We start from the raw sequence: 13,675 nt of genomic DNA on the forward strand, positions 1-13,675 counted from the left end.
GCTCGATTTGCTAGCCCGGATAAGGCGCAATGCGCCGCCTCCGGGAAAATCCCCGGTGGCGCCAGCGCTTACCGGGGCTACAAGGCTGTGCGATTTGGTAGCCCGGACAAGGCGCAATGCGCCGCCTCCGGGAAAATCCCCGGTGGCGCCAGCGCTTACCGGGGCTACAGTGCTGCTCGATTTGCTAGCCCGGACAAGGCGCAATGCGCCGCCACCGGGAAAATCCCCGGTGGCGCCAGCGCTTACCGGGGCTACAGCGCCGCGCGATTTGGTAGCCCGGACAAGGCGCAATGCGCCGCCTCCGGGAAAATCCCCGGTGGCGCTAGCGCTTACCGGGGCTACAAGGCTGCGCGATTTGCTAGCCCGGACAAGGCGCAATGCGCCGCCTCCGGGAAAATCCCTGCGCCACCAGGCATTCAAGTACCTTACAGTTTGGCAAACACCCGACGCGCGGCGTCGATAGTGTTGTTGATATCCTCTTCGCTATGGGCGACGGACATAAAGCCGGCTTCAAACGCCGACGGGGCGAGGTAAACCCCTTCTTCCAGCATCAGGTGGAAGAAACGCTTGAAACGTTCAACATCGCACTTCACCACGTCCTGATAGCAGGTGACGGTTTCGGCATCGGTAAAGAAGATACCGAACATGCCGCCGACATTATTCACCACCAGCGGGATCCCGGTTTCGCGCGCCGCGTTCAGCAGGCCATCCGCCAGTTGATTGGTCAGCTCGGTCAGGGTTTCATGCACGCCCGGCTGCGCCACTTCGCTTAAGCAGGCGAAGCCTGCGGCCATGGCGATAGGGTTGCCTGACAGCGTACCGGCCTGGTACACCGGACCAGTCGGCGCCAGCGCGTCCATGACCTCGCGGCGACCACCGAAAGCGCCCACCGGCATACCGCCGCCGATGATTTTACCCAGACAGGTCAGATCCGGCTCCACGCCGTAATAGGACTGAGCGCCCGCCAGCGCGACGCGGAAGCCGGTCATCACTTCGTCAATAATCAGCAGCGCGCCAAACTCGTCGCACAGCGCGCGCAGGCCCGGCAGGAACTCCGGCTGTGGCGGAATGCAGTTCATATTGCCGGCCACCGGTTCGACGATGATACAGGCGATATCCTGCGGATACTGTTCAAACGCCGCGCGTACCGAGGCAAGATCGTTATAGGTGCAGGTCAGGGTATGCTTCGCGAAATCGGCCGGTACGCCCGGCGAGTTCGGCTGGCCGAGAGTCAGCGCGCCGGAACCGGCTTTCACCAGCAGGCAGTCGGCGTGACCGTGGTAGCATCCTTCGAACTTGATGATTTTGTCGCGGCCGGTGAAGCCGCGCGCCAGGCGAATGGCGCTCATGGTGGCTTCGGTGCCGGAGTTCACCATGCGCACCATATCCATGGTCGGTACCAGTTCAGTAACCAGTTCCGCCATTTTGACTTCCATTTCGGTTGGCGCGCCGAAGCTTAACCCGCGCTCTGCCGCTTCAATCACCGCGTTACGAATGGCCGGATGGTTGTGACCCAGCACCATTGGCCCCCAGGAACCGACATAATCGATATAAGCTTTACCATCGACATCGTACAGGTAGGCGCCATCCGCACGTTCAATAAACAGCGGGGTGCCGCCGACGCCCGTAAAGGCGCGGACCGGCGAGTTGACGCCGCCGGGGATAAGTTCGCGGGCGGCGTTATACAGATTTTCAGATTTGCTCATGGCCAGGATCCTGGTTCGTGAATAAAGTTATCGGGCTATTCTAAGTTATTCCATGAAGGTTATGAAAGTTTTGCCCAATTGAAACATTAAGCAGACGAAACAATTTTTTGACGACGCGCGGCGCGGAGGCGGCTAGAATGCCTCTCTTCTCATTTGTATTACCAATAAATGATAATGGCATGAAATCAGAAACTCCCTCTTTTGAAGCACATCAGTTCGTTCGCGTGCGCCGTAGCGATGCGGTCCGCCGTTTAATTCAACGCGATAAAACGCCGCTGGCGGTATTGTTGATGGCGGCGGTGGTCGGCACGCTGGCCGGGCTGGTGGGCGTGGCGTTTGAAAAGAGCGTGAACTGGGTGCAGAACCAGCGAATTGGCGCCCTGGTGCAGGTGGCGGACCACTGGTATCTCGTCTGGCCGCTGGCCTTCATCCTGTCGGCGCTGCTGGCGATGGTCGGCTATTTTCTGGTGCGCCGCTTTGCGCCGGAAGCCGGCGGTTCCGGGATCCCGGAAATCGAAGGCGCGCTGGAAGAGCTGCGTCCGGTACGCTGGTGGCGCGTGCTGCCGGTAAAATTCATCGGCGGCATGGGGACGCTGGGCGCCGGGATGGTGCTGGGGCGCGAAGGGCCGATGGTACAGCTTGGCGGTAATATCGGGCGCATGGTGGTGGATGTGTTTCGTCTGCGTAGCCCGGAAGCGCGGCATACACTGTTGGCCACCGGTGCGGCATCGGGCCTCTCCGCTGCCTTCAACGCGCCGCTGGCGGGCATTCTGTTTATCATCGAAGAGATGCGCCCGCAGTTCCGCTACAACCTGATTTCGATTAAAGCCGTGTTTACCGGCGTGATCATGTCGAGCATCGTGTTCCGTATTTTTAACGGCGAAGGGGCGATTATCGAAGTCGGCAAGCTGAGCAATGCGCCGGTGAATACCCTGTGGTTGTACCTGGTGCTGGGCATGATTTTCGGCTGTTTCGGGCCATTGTTTAATACCCTGGTGCTGCGGACGCAGGATATGTTCCAGCGCCTCCACGGCGGCAATATCAAAAAATGGGTGTTGATTGGCGGGCTTATCGGCGGGCTGTGCGGCCTGCTGGGTCTGATGCAGCCGACCGCGGTGGGCGGCGGTTTTAACCTTATCCCGATCGCCGCTGCCGGCAACTTCTCGGTTGGGCTGCTGCTGTTCATTTTTATTGCCCGCGTCATCACCACGCTGCTGTGCTTCTCTTCCGGCGCGCCGGGGGGGATTTTTGCCCCGATGCTGGCGCTCGGCACGCTGCTGGGGACGGCATTCGGCATGGCTGCCATTCCGCTGTTTCCGTCCTATCATCTGGATGCCGGTACCTTCGCTATCGCCGGGATGGGGGCGCTGCTGGCGGCTTCGGTGCGCGCGCCGCTCACCGGGATTGTGCTGGTGCTGGAGATGACCGATAACTATCAGCTCATTTTGCCAATGATTATTACCTGCCTTGGGGCAACACTATTGGCACAGTTCCTCGGCGGTAAACCTTTGTATTCGACCATTCTGCAGCGTACCCTGGCAAAGCAGAAGGCCGAAGAGGCGGCGAAAGCGCAGCAGGTACCCCGGGAGAATACTTGAACGATTTACCAGGGTATTAGATAATGGCTCAAAAGGTCCGGTTATTCTTTAATCGGCCGGAAGTATCAATGGGAGCAAAAAATGAGTGATGACGTAGCGTTGCCGCTGGAGTTCACCGAAGCCGCAGCGAACAAAGTAAAACATCTGATTGCGGATGAAGACAATCCGAACCTGAAACTGCGCGTGTACATCACCGGCGGCGGTTGCAGCGGTTTCCAGTATGGCTTCACCTTTGACGATCAGGTCAACGAAGGCGATATGACCATCGAGAAACAGGGCGTCGGCCTGGTGGTTGACCCAATGAGCCTGCAGTATCTGGTTGGCGGCGCCGTCGATTATACCGAAGGCCTGGAAGGGTCACGTTTCATCGTGACTAACCCGAACGCGAAAAGCACCTGCGGCTGCGGCTCCTCGTTCAGCGTTTAACGCAAGCGACTCCAGCCCTCTTCCACAAAGAGAGCGGCAAACACGAAAAACGGTAACCTCAGGGTTACCGTTTTGCTTTTATGACCGTCCGTTATCATCCAACGCAAAGGTAGGCAGCTTCAGGTGCCAGCGAATCGCCGCCAGGCGTATCCCCAGCGTCACCACCATGCCTAACATCGCCGAGTTTTCCAGCGACAGCTGAAAGGTGTAGTGCGCCGTTGCGTGCACGATACCGCCGACAATGCAGGCGGTGGCGTAGATTTCGGTGCGCAGAATCATCGGTACTTCTCGCGCCAGCACGTCGCGGATAATCCCGCCGCCGACGCCGGTGACCACGCCCATGCAAATAGCCACCAGCGGGCCGGTATGGGCAATAAAGGCTTTATTCACGCCGATGCCGACAAACACCGCCAGGCCGACGGCATCCAGTACCAGCAGTACCCATTTCGGCATGCGCCGCGGTTGGCGGACCAGCAGAATCGTTAACATACTGGTGACCATCGCCACGACCAAATCGGTAGGGTCCTTAACCCAGAACACCGGGCCGTTGGCCAGCGCCATATCGCGAATCGTCCCGCCGCCCACGGCGGTCACTACGCCTAATACCAGCACGCCGAAAGGGTCCATGCGTAATTTCCCCGCCAGCAATACGCCGGAGATAGCAAATACGGCTGTGCCAATAATATCCAGCCAATAGACAAGCATCGTCAGTTCCCGCTAAAAGCCTGCTGCCAGGCGGTTATTTTACCTGCTCAAGCGCAGTACAGAGTTGTTTTGCGGCAAGGATAATACGTGGGCCCGCGCGTTCAAACCAGTCGCTATGTAAGGCGATGAGCGAAATTGTGAGCTGATTTTGCCAATAGCGGTCCACGGCGGGAATTTTATCCGGATCGCCGGTGATGACGATTGCCTGCGGATGCCGTGACAGCACCTGTTCGCGGCTAACCTGCGGCCAGGGAACGCGGCTGGCGGCAAAAATATTCTCTCCGCCGCACAGGCGTAATACTTGATTCTGGATCGAGGCGCTGTTGCTGGTGAACAGCGGGTTGGCGCCAAACTGCAGAAATACGCGTTTTTTTGGCGCGTTGGCATAGCGGGCTTTTAGCGCCTCGTAATCGTCTTGCATCGCCTGCGCAGCCTGCCGGGCTGTTTCCGGCTGCGGGCTCCACGGCGCAAGCATCTGCAAAGCATGGATGATTTGCTCAATCGAACCGGTTTCAACCCAGATAACCTTGATTCCCAGCGAGCTGAGCTGATTCACCTGGCGTTCGGCATTGCCGCCGCGCCACGCCAGTACCAGATCGGGTTTCAGGGCGACGATACGTTCAAGGTTCATTCCCTGCCAGCTGGCGACTTGTTCGATTTTAGCCGCGGCGGGAGGGTAATCGGAATAACTGCTGACGCCGACCGGCGTAATGCCGGCAGCAAAGGCCAATTCAGTGTTGGCCGGGGAGAGCGTCACCACCCGCGGCGCGGCGAAAAGCCACGCCGGGGCGAGCAACAGCAGGGCGGTTAACGCCTTCTGTAACGACTTAGCCACGCGCCAGGTTCTGCACCAGATTTTCCACCATCAGGGTGGACTGCTTGGCGGCGACGGCGAGGAACTCGTCGAAGCTGAGATGCGACTGCTGGTCAGCGACGTCAGAGATTGCGCGCACCACCACAAAAGGAATGCTGAAGTTATGGCAGACGTGGGCGATGGCGGTGGCTTCCATTTCAACGGCAACGGCCTGCGGGAAGTTATGGCGAATTTTCGCCAGCCCTACCGAGCCGTTGATGAAAGCGTCGCCGCTGACGATCAGGCCGCGAACGGCGTTGAGGTTCAGCGCTTTGATGCAGGTTTCCGCCGCGGCAATCAGTTTGTCGTCAGCTTTGAAACCGGCCGGACAGCCCGGCAGTTGGCCGTATTCGTAGCCAAACGCGGTGACGTCGGCATCGTGGTAGCGCGCTTCGTCAGAGACCACGATGTCGCCGACTTTCAGCGTCGGCGCCAGCCCGCCGGCGGAACCGGTATTGATAATCACATCCGGCTTGCAGCGCTCCAGCAACAGGGTGGCACCCATGGCGGCGGCCACTTTACCAATGCCGGATTTCAGCAGAGCAACCTCGGTACCGTGAAGTTGGCCGGTATAGATTTCGCTACCGCCGATAGAGATAGTCTGGCGGTTCTCGATTTTGTCGCGCAGAAGGGTAACTTCTTCTTCCATGGCGCCAATAATGCCAATTTTCATAGATTTACTCGCGATGTGTCAGGATTAGCTGCATAGTCTATCATGCGCTTAAGGGGAAGCGTATTGCTCGCGCGGGAGAGGCTATGGCAAATATTGATTTTCGCAACAAGATTCACTGGCGTCGGCGCTACCGTTCGCCGCAGGGGGTAGAGACGGAACGCGAGATCCTGCGGGTGTTTGAAAGCGATCGCGGACGCATTATCAATTCACCGGCCATCCGCCGCCTGCAGCAAAAAACCCAGGTCTTTCCACTTGAGCGCAACGCGGCGGTCCGCACCCGGCTCACCCATTCGCTCGAAGTCCAGCAGGTCGGGCGCTACATCGCCAAAGAGGTGTTAAGCCGTCTAAAGGAGCAAAAGCTGCTGGAACGCTACGGACTGGATGAACTGAGCGGCCCGTTTGAAAGCGTCGTGGAGATGGCCTGCCTGATGCACGATATCGGCAATCCGCCATTTGGCCATTTTGGCGAAGCGGCAATTAACGATTGGTTCAGCAAACGGCTGGCGCCGAAAGATGCCGCCAGCCAGCCGTTAAGTCAGGATCGCTGCCAGGTTGACGCGCTGCGTCTGCACGATGGCGAAGGGTTGCTCAACGAACTGCGGCGTAAAGTGCGTCAGGATTTGTGCTGCTTTGAAGGCAATGCGCAGGGGATCCGTCTGGTGCACACGCTGATGCGTATGAACCTGACCTGGACCCAGGTCGGCTGCATTCTGAAATATACGCGACCGGCGTGGTGGCGGGGAGAGACGCCAGCCAGCCATAGCTATTTAATGAAAAAGCCTGGTTATTATTTAGCCGAAGAAGAGTATATCGCGCGGCTGCGTAAAGAATTGGATCTGGCGCCTTACAATCGCTTTCCATTAACGTGGATTATGGAAGCTGCCGATGATATCTCATATTGCGTTGCTGACCTCGAAGATGCGGTAGAAAAACGGATATTCAGCGCGGAACAATTGTATCAGCATCTGTATGACGCATGGGGCGCTCATGAAAAAGGATCGTTGTTCGCTCAAGTCGTAGAAAATGCCTGGGAGAAATCGCGCGCTAATTCACTCAGCCGCAGCACTGAAGATCAGTTCTTTATGTATTTACGGGTCAATACGCTGAATAAACTGGTGCCTTATGCGGCGCATCGATTTATCGAAAACTTACCGGCCATTTTTAGCGGCGACTTTAATCACGCGCTGTTAGAGGATGATAGCGATTGTAGTCAGCTACTTGAACTTTATAAAAACGTCGCCATAAAACAGGTGTTTAGCCATCCTGATGTTGAACAGCTGGAATTGCAGGGTTACCGCGTTATCAGCGGGCTGCTTGATATCTACGAGCCGCTACTGAAATTATCGCTGGAGGAGTTCAGCCAATTGGTGGAACAAGAGCGGGTACGCAGTTTACCTATTGCCTCGAGGTTGTTCCAGAAACTCTCGACCCGACATCGGTTGGCCTATGTGGAGGCGGTAAATAAGCTTTCGCGCGATACCGAAGAATATCCCGTGCTGGAGTATTATTACCGTTGTCGATTGATTCAGGACTATATCAGCGGAATGACGGATTTGTATGCGTGGGATGAATATCGTCGTCTGATGGCGGTGGAATAAGTCTGAGTTTTGTAAAGACGGACAATAAATTTTTACTTTTACCGAAACTTAACTCTGGAACTTCGCGCTATAAAATGACTCTGAGAGTGCGTACACAGCAACTTTTTCGTTATCCGAAATTTGAAATTGAGATTGAAACCTATGAAAAAAACCACGTTAGCAATGAGTGCTCTGGCTCTGAGTTTAGGTCTGGCGTTGTCCCCGCTCTCTGCGAGCGCGGCTGAAACGGCTTCCTCGGCGACCACTGCGCAGCAGATGCCGAGCCTGGCGCCGATGCTGGAAAAAGTGATGCCGTCGGTGGTGAGCATCAACGTTGAAGGCAGCACGACTGTTAACACGCCGCGGATGCCGCGTAACTTCCAGCAGTTCTTCGGTGACAACTCGCCGTTCTGCCAGGACGGTTCGCCATTCCAGAGCTCCCCATTCTGTCAGGGCGGCGGCCAGGGCGCGCCTGGCGATAATGCGCAGCAGCAGAAATTTATGGCGCTCGGTTCCGGGGTCATCATTGATGCGGCCAAAGGCTACGTAGTGACCAACAACCACGTGGTCGATAATGCCACCACGATTAAAGTTCAACTGAGCGATGGTCGTAAGTTTGACGCGAAAGTCGTAGGTAAAGATCCGCGCTCCGATATCGCGCTGATTCAAATTCAGGATCCGAAAAACCTGACGGCGATTAAGCTTGCCGACTCTGACGCGCTGCGCGTCGGCGACTATACCGTGGCGATCGGTAACCCGTTCGGCCTCGGCGAAACCGTGACTTCTGGTATCGTCTCCGCATTGGGCCGCAGCGGCCTGAACGTGGAAAACTATGAAAACTTTATCCAGACCGATGCGGCTATTAACCGCGGTAACTCCGGCGGCGCGCTGGTGAATCTCAACGGTGAGTTGATCGGTATCAACACCGCGATCCTTGCTCCGGACGGCGGCAACATCGGTATCGGTTTTGCTATTCCGAGCAACATGGTGAAAAACCTGACCGAGCAGATGGTCAAGTTCGGCCAGGTGAAACGCGGCGAACTGGGGATCATGGGTACCGAGCTGAACTCCGAGCTGGCGAAGGCGATGAAAGTCGATGCCCAGCGCGGCGCGTTCGTAAGCCAGGTGATGCCGGGCTCGGCGGCGGCGAAAGCGGGTATTAAAGCCGGCGACGTGATTACTACCCTCAACGGTAAGGCGATCAGTAGCTTTGCGGCGCTGCGTGCGCAGGTTGGTACGATGCCTATCGGCAGCAAAGTCGAGCTGGGACTGCTGCGCGACGGCAAGCCGGTTAACGTTACCGTTGAACTACAGCAGAGCAACCAGAACCAGGTTGACTCCAGCAGCATCTTTAACGGTATTGAAGGCGCGGAAATGAGCAATAAAGGCCAGGATAAAGGCGTCGTGGTGAGCAACGTGAAAGCGGGCACCCCGGCGGCGCAAATTGGTCTGAAGAAAGGCGACATTATTGTCGGCGCTAACCAGCAGCCGGTGAAAAATATCGCCGACCTGCGCAAAATCTTCGACGCGAAACCGTCCGTGCTGGCGCTGAATATTCAGCGTGGTGATACTTCTATCTATCTGCTGATGCAATAACTGATACTAGCGTGAATGCCCCTTTCCCGGTAAGGGAAGGGGGCTTTTTTATTCTGCCCGCCGGTTCTGTGATTCCCGCCACAACTCCATACTTCTTTGTCATGCTTTGTGCATATGCACAGTGCGTCCTCTTCGTCACTCTTTTATGCTGATGCCCTGCTCAGGGGAGGGGTTTATGGCTGGCTGGCATCTTGATACCAAAATGGCGCAGGATATCGTGGCGCGTACGATGCGCATCATTGATACCAATATTAACGTAATGGATGCCCGCGGGCGCATTATCGGCAGCGGCGATCGTGAGCGTATTGGTGAATTGCACGAAGGCGCGCTGCTGGTGCTGTCGCAGGGACGGGTGGTTGATATCGATGATGCGGTTGCTCGCCATCTGCACGGCGTGCGCCAGGGGATCAACCTGCCGCTGCGTCTCGAAGGGGAAATCGTCGGCGTAATCGGGTTAACCGGCGAGCCCGAATCGCTGCGCAAGTACGGTGAGCTGGTGTGTATGACCGCTGAGATGATGCTCGAGCAGTCGCGGCTGATGCATTTGCTGGCCCAGGATAGCCGCCTGCGTGAAGAACTGGTTATGAACCTGATTCAGGCGGAAGAGAATACCCCGGCGCTGAACGAATGGGCGCAGCGACTGGGTATCGATCTCAATCAACCGCGGGTGGTGGCGATGATTGAGGTCGATAGCGGTCAGCTCGGCGTCGATAGCGCGATGGCGGAGCTGCAGCAGCTGCAGACGGCGCTGACCACGCCGGATCGCAACAACCTGGTGGCGATTGTCTCGTTGACCGAAATGGTGGTGCTGAAACCGGCGTTAAACGCCTTTGGTCGCTGGGATGCCGATGACCACTGCAGACGCGTTGAGCAACTGATTGCCCGTATGAAAGAGAATGGCCAACTGCAGTTCCGCGTTGCGTTAGGCAATTTCTTCACCGGCCCCGGCAGTATTGCGCGTTCTTACCGGACCGCGCGTACGACAATGATGGTTGGTAAGCAGCGGATGCCGGAGAGCCGCTGCTATTTTTATCAGGATCTGATGCTGCCTGTGCTGCTGGATAGTCTACGGGGCGGCTGGCAGGCTAACGAGCTGGCGCGCCCGCTGACGCGGCTAAAGGCGATGGATAACAATGGTCTGCTACGGCGTACTCTGCAGGCGTGGTTTCGCCATAACGTGCAGCCGCTGGCGACCTCAAAGGCGTTGTTTATTCATCGTAATACGCTGGAGTATCGGCTCAATCGGATTTCGGAACTGACCGGGTTAGACCTCGGTAGTTTTGACGACCGCTTGTTGCTGTACATTGCGCTGCAGCTGGATGAGCAACGCTAAAACTCCCGCCGCAGGCGGCGGGAGAGGAAATGGCGGGCTACAGGCGCTGTAGTCCGCGAGCGGTCACTTGCCAGGTAACAGTATTGGGCTGGTGCCAGCTATTGCCATTGAGCGGATTAATAATGACGGAGCGATTCCCCGCTTCGGCATGGAAGACTTCAATGGTATAGCCCTCATCCAGGATAGCGGTATCAATATAGTCGCCAAGCTGCGACGATCCTTTAATCGACTGGCGATACACCACCGAACCACGCGTATTGTAGACATTGACCGTGGCGTAAGTGGTCGTGAAGTGCTTGTTCGGCACCACTGGACTCGCGGTAAAGGTCAACGCGCCGCTGCCAATATCCATCTCCATCGCGGCAAAGCGAACATCGCCATCGCCAAGCAGTTGCCAACTGAAGCTATCGCCATACAGTGCGGTGGCCTCCTGAGTGTCCTCTTCTGTATCAGCGGCTTCCTCATCCGGTTCATCAGGCGCGAGCGCAAAGGCTTCGAGGCCCGTTTTCACCACGCGCCAGCGGTTGTGCTGCTTAAGGGGAACGGCGTTTTGGCTCGTGCCATTCGTGGCGCTGGAGCGGAATGGTTCATCATGGAAGATATCGATGATCATTCCCTCTGCGAGGGCGATAGTTTCACTGTTTGCCAGATTGCTGGTGGCGCCGGCGTAGCTGCGTTGATAAACAACCGTATCGTCCGCGCCGGTAACCATAATGCTGGCGTAGGTATGGGAGGTGTAATACGAGTGCGGCGTGCCGGCGCGCGTGGCGACCGTCATCGCACGTTGTTGATTATCAATAACGATCTGGCAAAACTCGTTATTGCCCTGACCGCGGAGATTGAGGGTTACGCTCTTGCCCGTCAACTCCCCCGGATCGCTATTATCCTGAGGCAGGACATCGGCATAGGTTTTCAGCAAGCTGCTGCGTTGGGCTTCTTCAATATGGGGGAGCATCAGCCAGAGGTCGTTTTTACAGACGCACTCTTCCTGCGCAAGCAGCGAGGGTTGGTTACGGATCGCCTGAGCGTTATGCTCGAAAATAGCCTGTAAATCAGCCGCCGGATTATTATTGAGGATAAAGTTATACACGCCATTATCATCAATGCGCATCAGCTGGTATTTCTCACGTGCGACTAACGTTAAATATCCGAGAGAGGCTTTCAGCCGGCCAGGCTCCACGTGAGTGATGTATAGGTGATAGTGGGGGCTGAATGGAATGACCACTTTTCCGGTAGCGCAATTGGTGCCGGTCATTTTGCGTTCAAATACTTTTTCCCCACTGGCGGAAAGTACGTTTACTGCGGCATACAACGCGCCTGGGTAGTAGGTGTGCGGCGTGGCGCTGGTGACATTAAGAATAAGCTGCTGATTTTCGTAGTCGATATCAAGGCGCGCGAAAGGCGCATCATTCAGCCCTAAAAAGGTGATCGTCACGTTACGTTCGCTGGTATCGTTTTGCCGAGCGTAGTTAACGGCAACCGCATTGGCGCCTTCTTTTACGGTGATATAGTTGATATCCGGGCGATATTTTTGCGAACGACCTTTAGGCAGTACGAGCTGGTATACACCCATTGGCATGTTATTCAGGACAAAAGTGTCACCATCAACAATCAGTGAATAATGCGTACCGCAATTATCCTGAATAGTCAGCGTTTGTCCGTAAATTTGTTGCAGCTGGTCGATATTCAACGTCAGGGTCAGGTTACCCGTTTTGTTCAATTTCGCCAGTTCGCTGTTATCCACCAGCCAGAAGAAGGAATCCAGCCCTAACTGCTGGCGCGCGCTATCCCATTCGCTTTGTGGCAGAAAACGATACAGTGGATAGAGTGGTTTTGTCGTCAGCGAGACGATATTTTCCCGGGTGGCATGTTTCAGCGTTAAGCCGCAGAGCTCGATAAACGGCGTGACGTCATATCCCGCAGAGGTAGCAATAGCGGTTGCCAGCATATCGGCAAGCTGATGATCGGTCGGCTGGAAGCCCTCGCTATTGGCGAGTTGGCGATAATTCTGGTTAAAGACGCGGAAGGATGCGACACCAGCTTTCAATAACATCAGCATCAGGAATTGCAGGCGAGGACGTAAACCCCAGCTGGTGACCGGCGTCTGCTCGGTAATGTAGTTTACCAGCTGTGCTTCCTGGGCGGCCAGCTTGCCATAGTTGTATAACCAGCCATCGGTATACAGATGATTATCCTGGCTTAGCGTGAGCTGCTGATAGAAAGAGGCGTAGATATTGTTCCACACTTCGCTGACGGACAGGGTGGAGTCCTGCATAAATTTACCCTGATAACCGTGGCCAATTTCATGCAGGATAACCCACTGCGTGGCAACGTTATCCAGCCAGCCTTCGCCAACCGTGGCGGCAGTTTGCGCGCACCAGGTGCTATTGTAATAAGCTGATCCGACGCCATGTTTATCCGGCCGTAGAAAATAACGGTTTGCAACATTCTGATTCCATTGCGAATCTGAATTATCGCTTAATCCGGCCCAATCGTTATAGCAGGTGAAAAGGTGGTTATAAAAACGGTGTAACGACGCTAATCCCGCTTTCATCGCATTGTCGCGGTCGGCATAAGGCAGCAGCAGGTTGATAACATCCAGATCCACCAGTGCGAACGACGATTTATTATTCTCCCAGTCGAGGAAAAACGTTTCTTCAGACTGTCCTGATTTCCAGCAGGGGAGCGGTTTCGTCGCCGCAGGTTGTTGGTAAATCACGGAGAACTCGCAGGGGCTGTCGGTAAACAACGTATCGACAAACGGCACAGAATCGACGGTGGTGCTAATCGTTGTCCAGGAGGTGGTCAGAGCGCTGGTTTTCTCCAGAGCGCTATCATCACACATCAGGCGCAGGGTCGAGATGCCGTTACTGAGGTCCGTTTGCCGAATTTTCAGCACCGTGTTGGCGGGCAGAATAAAGCCAAGCGCCTGACGATCGTGTTTTCGTCCTTTTTCAAAGCCTGCGTTATCCAGCCAGGTTGCGGATTGCAGGGTATAACATTTTTGTTCAATTTCCTGTGTCATAGAGCTATCTCCTTTTTCGCGGAAACTGAACATAAACGAAATAAAATAGTAAGTAATTCATATGGATAGGGTTGTGATGTGAAATGATATCAGTGAGGGATAACTGAGGTTTGCTGATGGCGAAGATGATCTATGGCTGAGGAAATAGAGGTTGGGGCAGGGGAAGAGGGCCAGTAGCTGGCC

The 13,675-nt window shown here is 55.7% G+C and carries 10 protein-coding genes; 5 read left to right on the forward strand and 5 right to left on the reverse strand.

Annotation, left to right across the window (positions count from 1 at the left end):
• Positions 1-425 precede the first annotated feature (425 nt).
• Positions 426-1,706: a glutamate-1-semialdehyde 2,1-aminomutase gene (gene hemL, locus AC22LX_RS22495; RefSeq protein WP_045376565.1), complete on the reverse strand. Its 1,281-nt coding sequence runs from the start codon at positions 1,704-1,706 to the stop codon at positions 426-428.
• 179 nt (positions 1,707-1,885) lie between these two features.
• Here hemL and clcA point away from each other — a divergent pair, with 179 nt between their 5' ends.
• On the forward strand, positions 1,886-3,304 hold the full coding sequence (gene clcA / locus AC22LX_RS22500; protein ID WP_072251481.1) for a H(+)/Cl(-) exchange transporter ClcA: 1,419 nt from the start codon (positions 1,886-1,888) through the stop codon (positions 3,302-3,304).
• An 81-nt stretch (positions 3,305-3,385) separates the two neighbouring features.
• On the forward strand, positions 3,386-3,730 hold the full coding sequence (gene erpA, locus AC22LX_RS22505) for an iron-sulfur cluster insertion protein ErpA (protein ID WP_008807363.1): 345 nt from the start codon (positions 3,386-3,388) through the stop codon (positions 3,728-3,730).
• 78 nt (positions 3,731-3,808) lie between these two features.
• Here the strand turns inward: erpA and AC22LX_RS22510 are convergent, their stop codons facing one another.
• The 3 genes from AC22LX_RS22510 to mtnN are packed head-to-tail and all read right to left on the reverse strand — an operon-like array spanning position 3,809 to position 5,961.
• Entirely contained in the window at positions 3,809-4,435 is a 627-nt protein-coding gene (locus tag AC22LX_RS22510; RefSeq protein WP_046883568.1) for a TRIC cation channel family protein, read from the reverse strand.
• Positions 4,436-4,469: 34 nt separating this feature from the next.
• Positions 4,470-5,270: a vitamin B12 ABC transporter substrate-binding protein BtuF gene (btuF, locus tag AC22LX_RS22515; protein WP_045390123.1), complete on the reverse strand. Its 801-nt coding sequence runs from the start codon at positions 5,268-5,270 to the stop codon at positions 4,470-4,472.
• Positions 5,263-5,961 (reverse strand): 5'-methylthioadenosine/S-adenosylhomocysteine nucleosidase, encoded by a 699-nt coding sequence (gene mtnN / locus AC22LX_RS22520; protein ID WP_015704439.1) that lies wholly within the window; start codon positions 5,959-5,961, stop codon positions 5,263-5,265. The genes btuF and mtnN overlap by 8 nt, the downstream gene beginning before the upstream one ends.
• A gap of 83 nt (positions 5,962-6,044) precedes the next feature.
• Between mtnN and dgt the strand changes: the two genes are divergently transcribed.
• The 3 genes from dgt to AC22LX_RS22535 all read left to right on the forward strand — a co-directional run bounded on the left by dgt (position 6,045) and on the right by AC22LX_RS22535 (position 10,467).
• A complete protein-coding gene (gene dgt, locus AC22LX_RS22525) occupies positions 6,045-7,559 on the forward strand; it encodes a dGTPase (RefSeq protein ID WP_045390125.1) in 1,515 nt (504 codons plus the stop codon).
• Between the two features lie 141 nt (positions 7,560-7,700).
• Positions 7,701-9,134 (forward strand): serine endoprotease DegP, encoded by a 1,434-nt coding sequence (gene degP / locus AC22LX_RS22530; RefSeq protein WP_045390127.1) that lies wholly within the window; start codon positions 7,701-7,703, stop codon positions 9,132-9,134.
• 175 nt (positions 9,135-9,309) lie between these two features.
• Positions 9,310-10,467 carry a CdaR family transcriptional regulator gene (locus AC22LX_RS22535; RefSeq protein WP_045390129.1) on the forward strand — a complete coding sequence of 386 codons (1,158 nt, stop codon included), beginning with the start codon at positions 9,310-9,312 and terminating at the stop codon, positions 10,465-10,467.
• Between the two features lie 37 nt (positions 10,468-10,504).
• Here AC22LX_RS22535 and AC22LX_RS22540 read toward each other — a convergent pair whose 3' ends face one another.
• Positions 10,505-13,492, reverse strand: a complete 2,988-nt coding sequence (locus AC22LX_RS22540; RefSeq protein WP_045390131.1) for a putative mucin/carbohydrate-binding domain-containing protein — start codon at positions 13,490-13,492, stop codon at positions 10,505-10,507.
• Positions 13,493-13,675 lie beyond the last annotated feature (183 nt).

The sequence above is a fragment of the Klebsiella sp. PK01 genome, from assembly GCF_057624675.1.

Coding starts and splice junctions, on each gene's coding strand:
- hemL (WP_045376565.1), bottom strand. CDS start 1,706: ATGAGCAAATCTGAAAATCTGTATAACGCCGCCCGCGAACTTATCCCC.
- clcA (WP_072251481.1), top strand. CDS start 1,886: ATGAAATCAGAAACTCCCTCTTTTGAAGCACATCAGTTCGTTCGCGTG.
- erpA (WP_008807363.1), top strand. CDS start 3,386: ATGAGTGATGACGTAGCGTTGCCGCTGGAGTTCACCGAAGCCGCAGCG.
- AC22LX_RS22510 (WP_046883568.1), bottom strand. CDS start 4,435: ATGCTTGTCTATTGGCTGGATATTATTGGCACAGCCGTATTTGCTATC.
- mtnN (WP_015704439.1), bottom strand. CDS start 5,961: ATGAAAATTGGCATTATTGGCGCCATGGAAGAAGAAGTTACCCTTCTG.
- dgt (WP_045390125.1), top strand. CDS start 6,045: ATGGCAAATATTGATTTTCGCAACAAGATTCACTGGCGTCGGCGCTAC.
- degP (WP_045390127.1), top strand. CDS start 7,701: ATGAAAAAAACCACGTTAGCAATGAGTGCTCTGGCTCTGAGTTTAGGT.
- AC22LX_RS22535 (WP_045390129.1), top strand. CDS start 9,310: ATGGCTGGCTGGCATCTTGATACCAAAATGGCGCAGGATATCGTGGCG.
- AC22LX_RS22540 (WP_045390131.1), bottom strand. CDS start 13,492: ATGACACAGGAAATTGAACAAAAATGTTATACCCTGCAATCCGCAACC.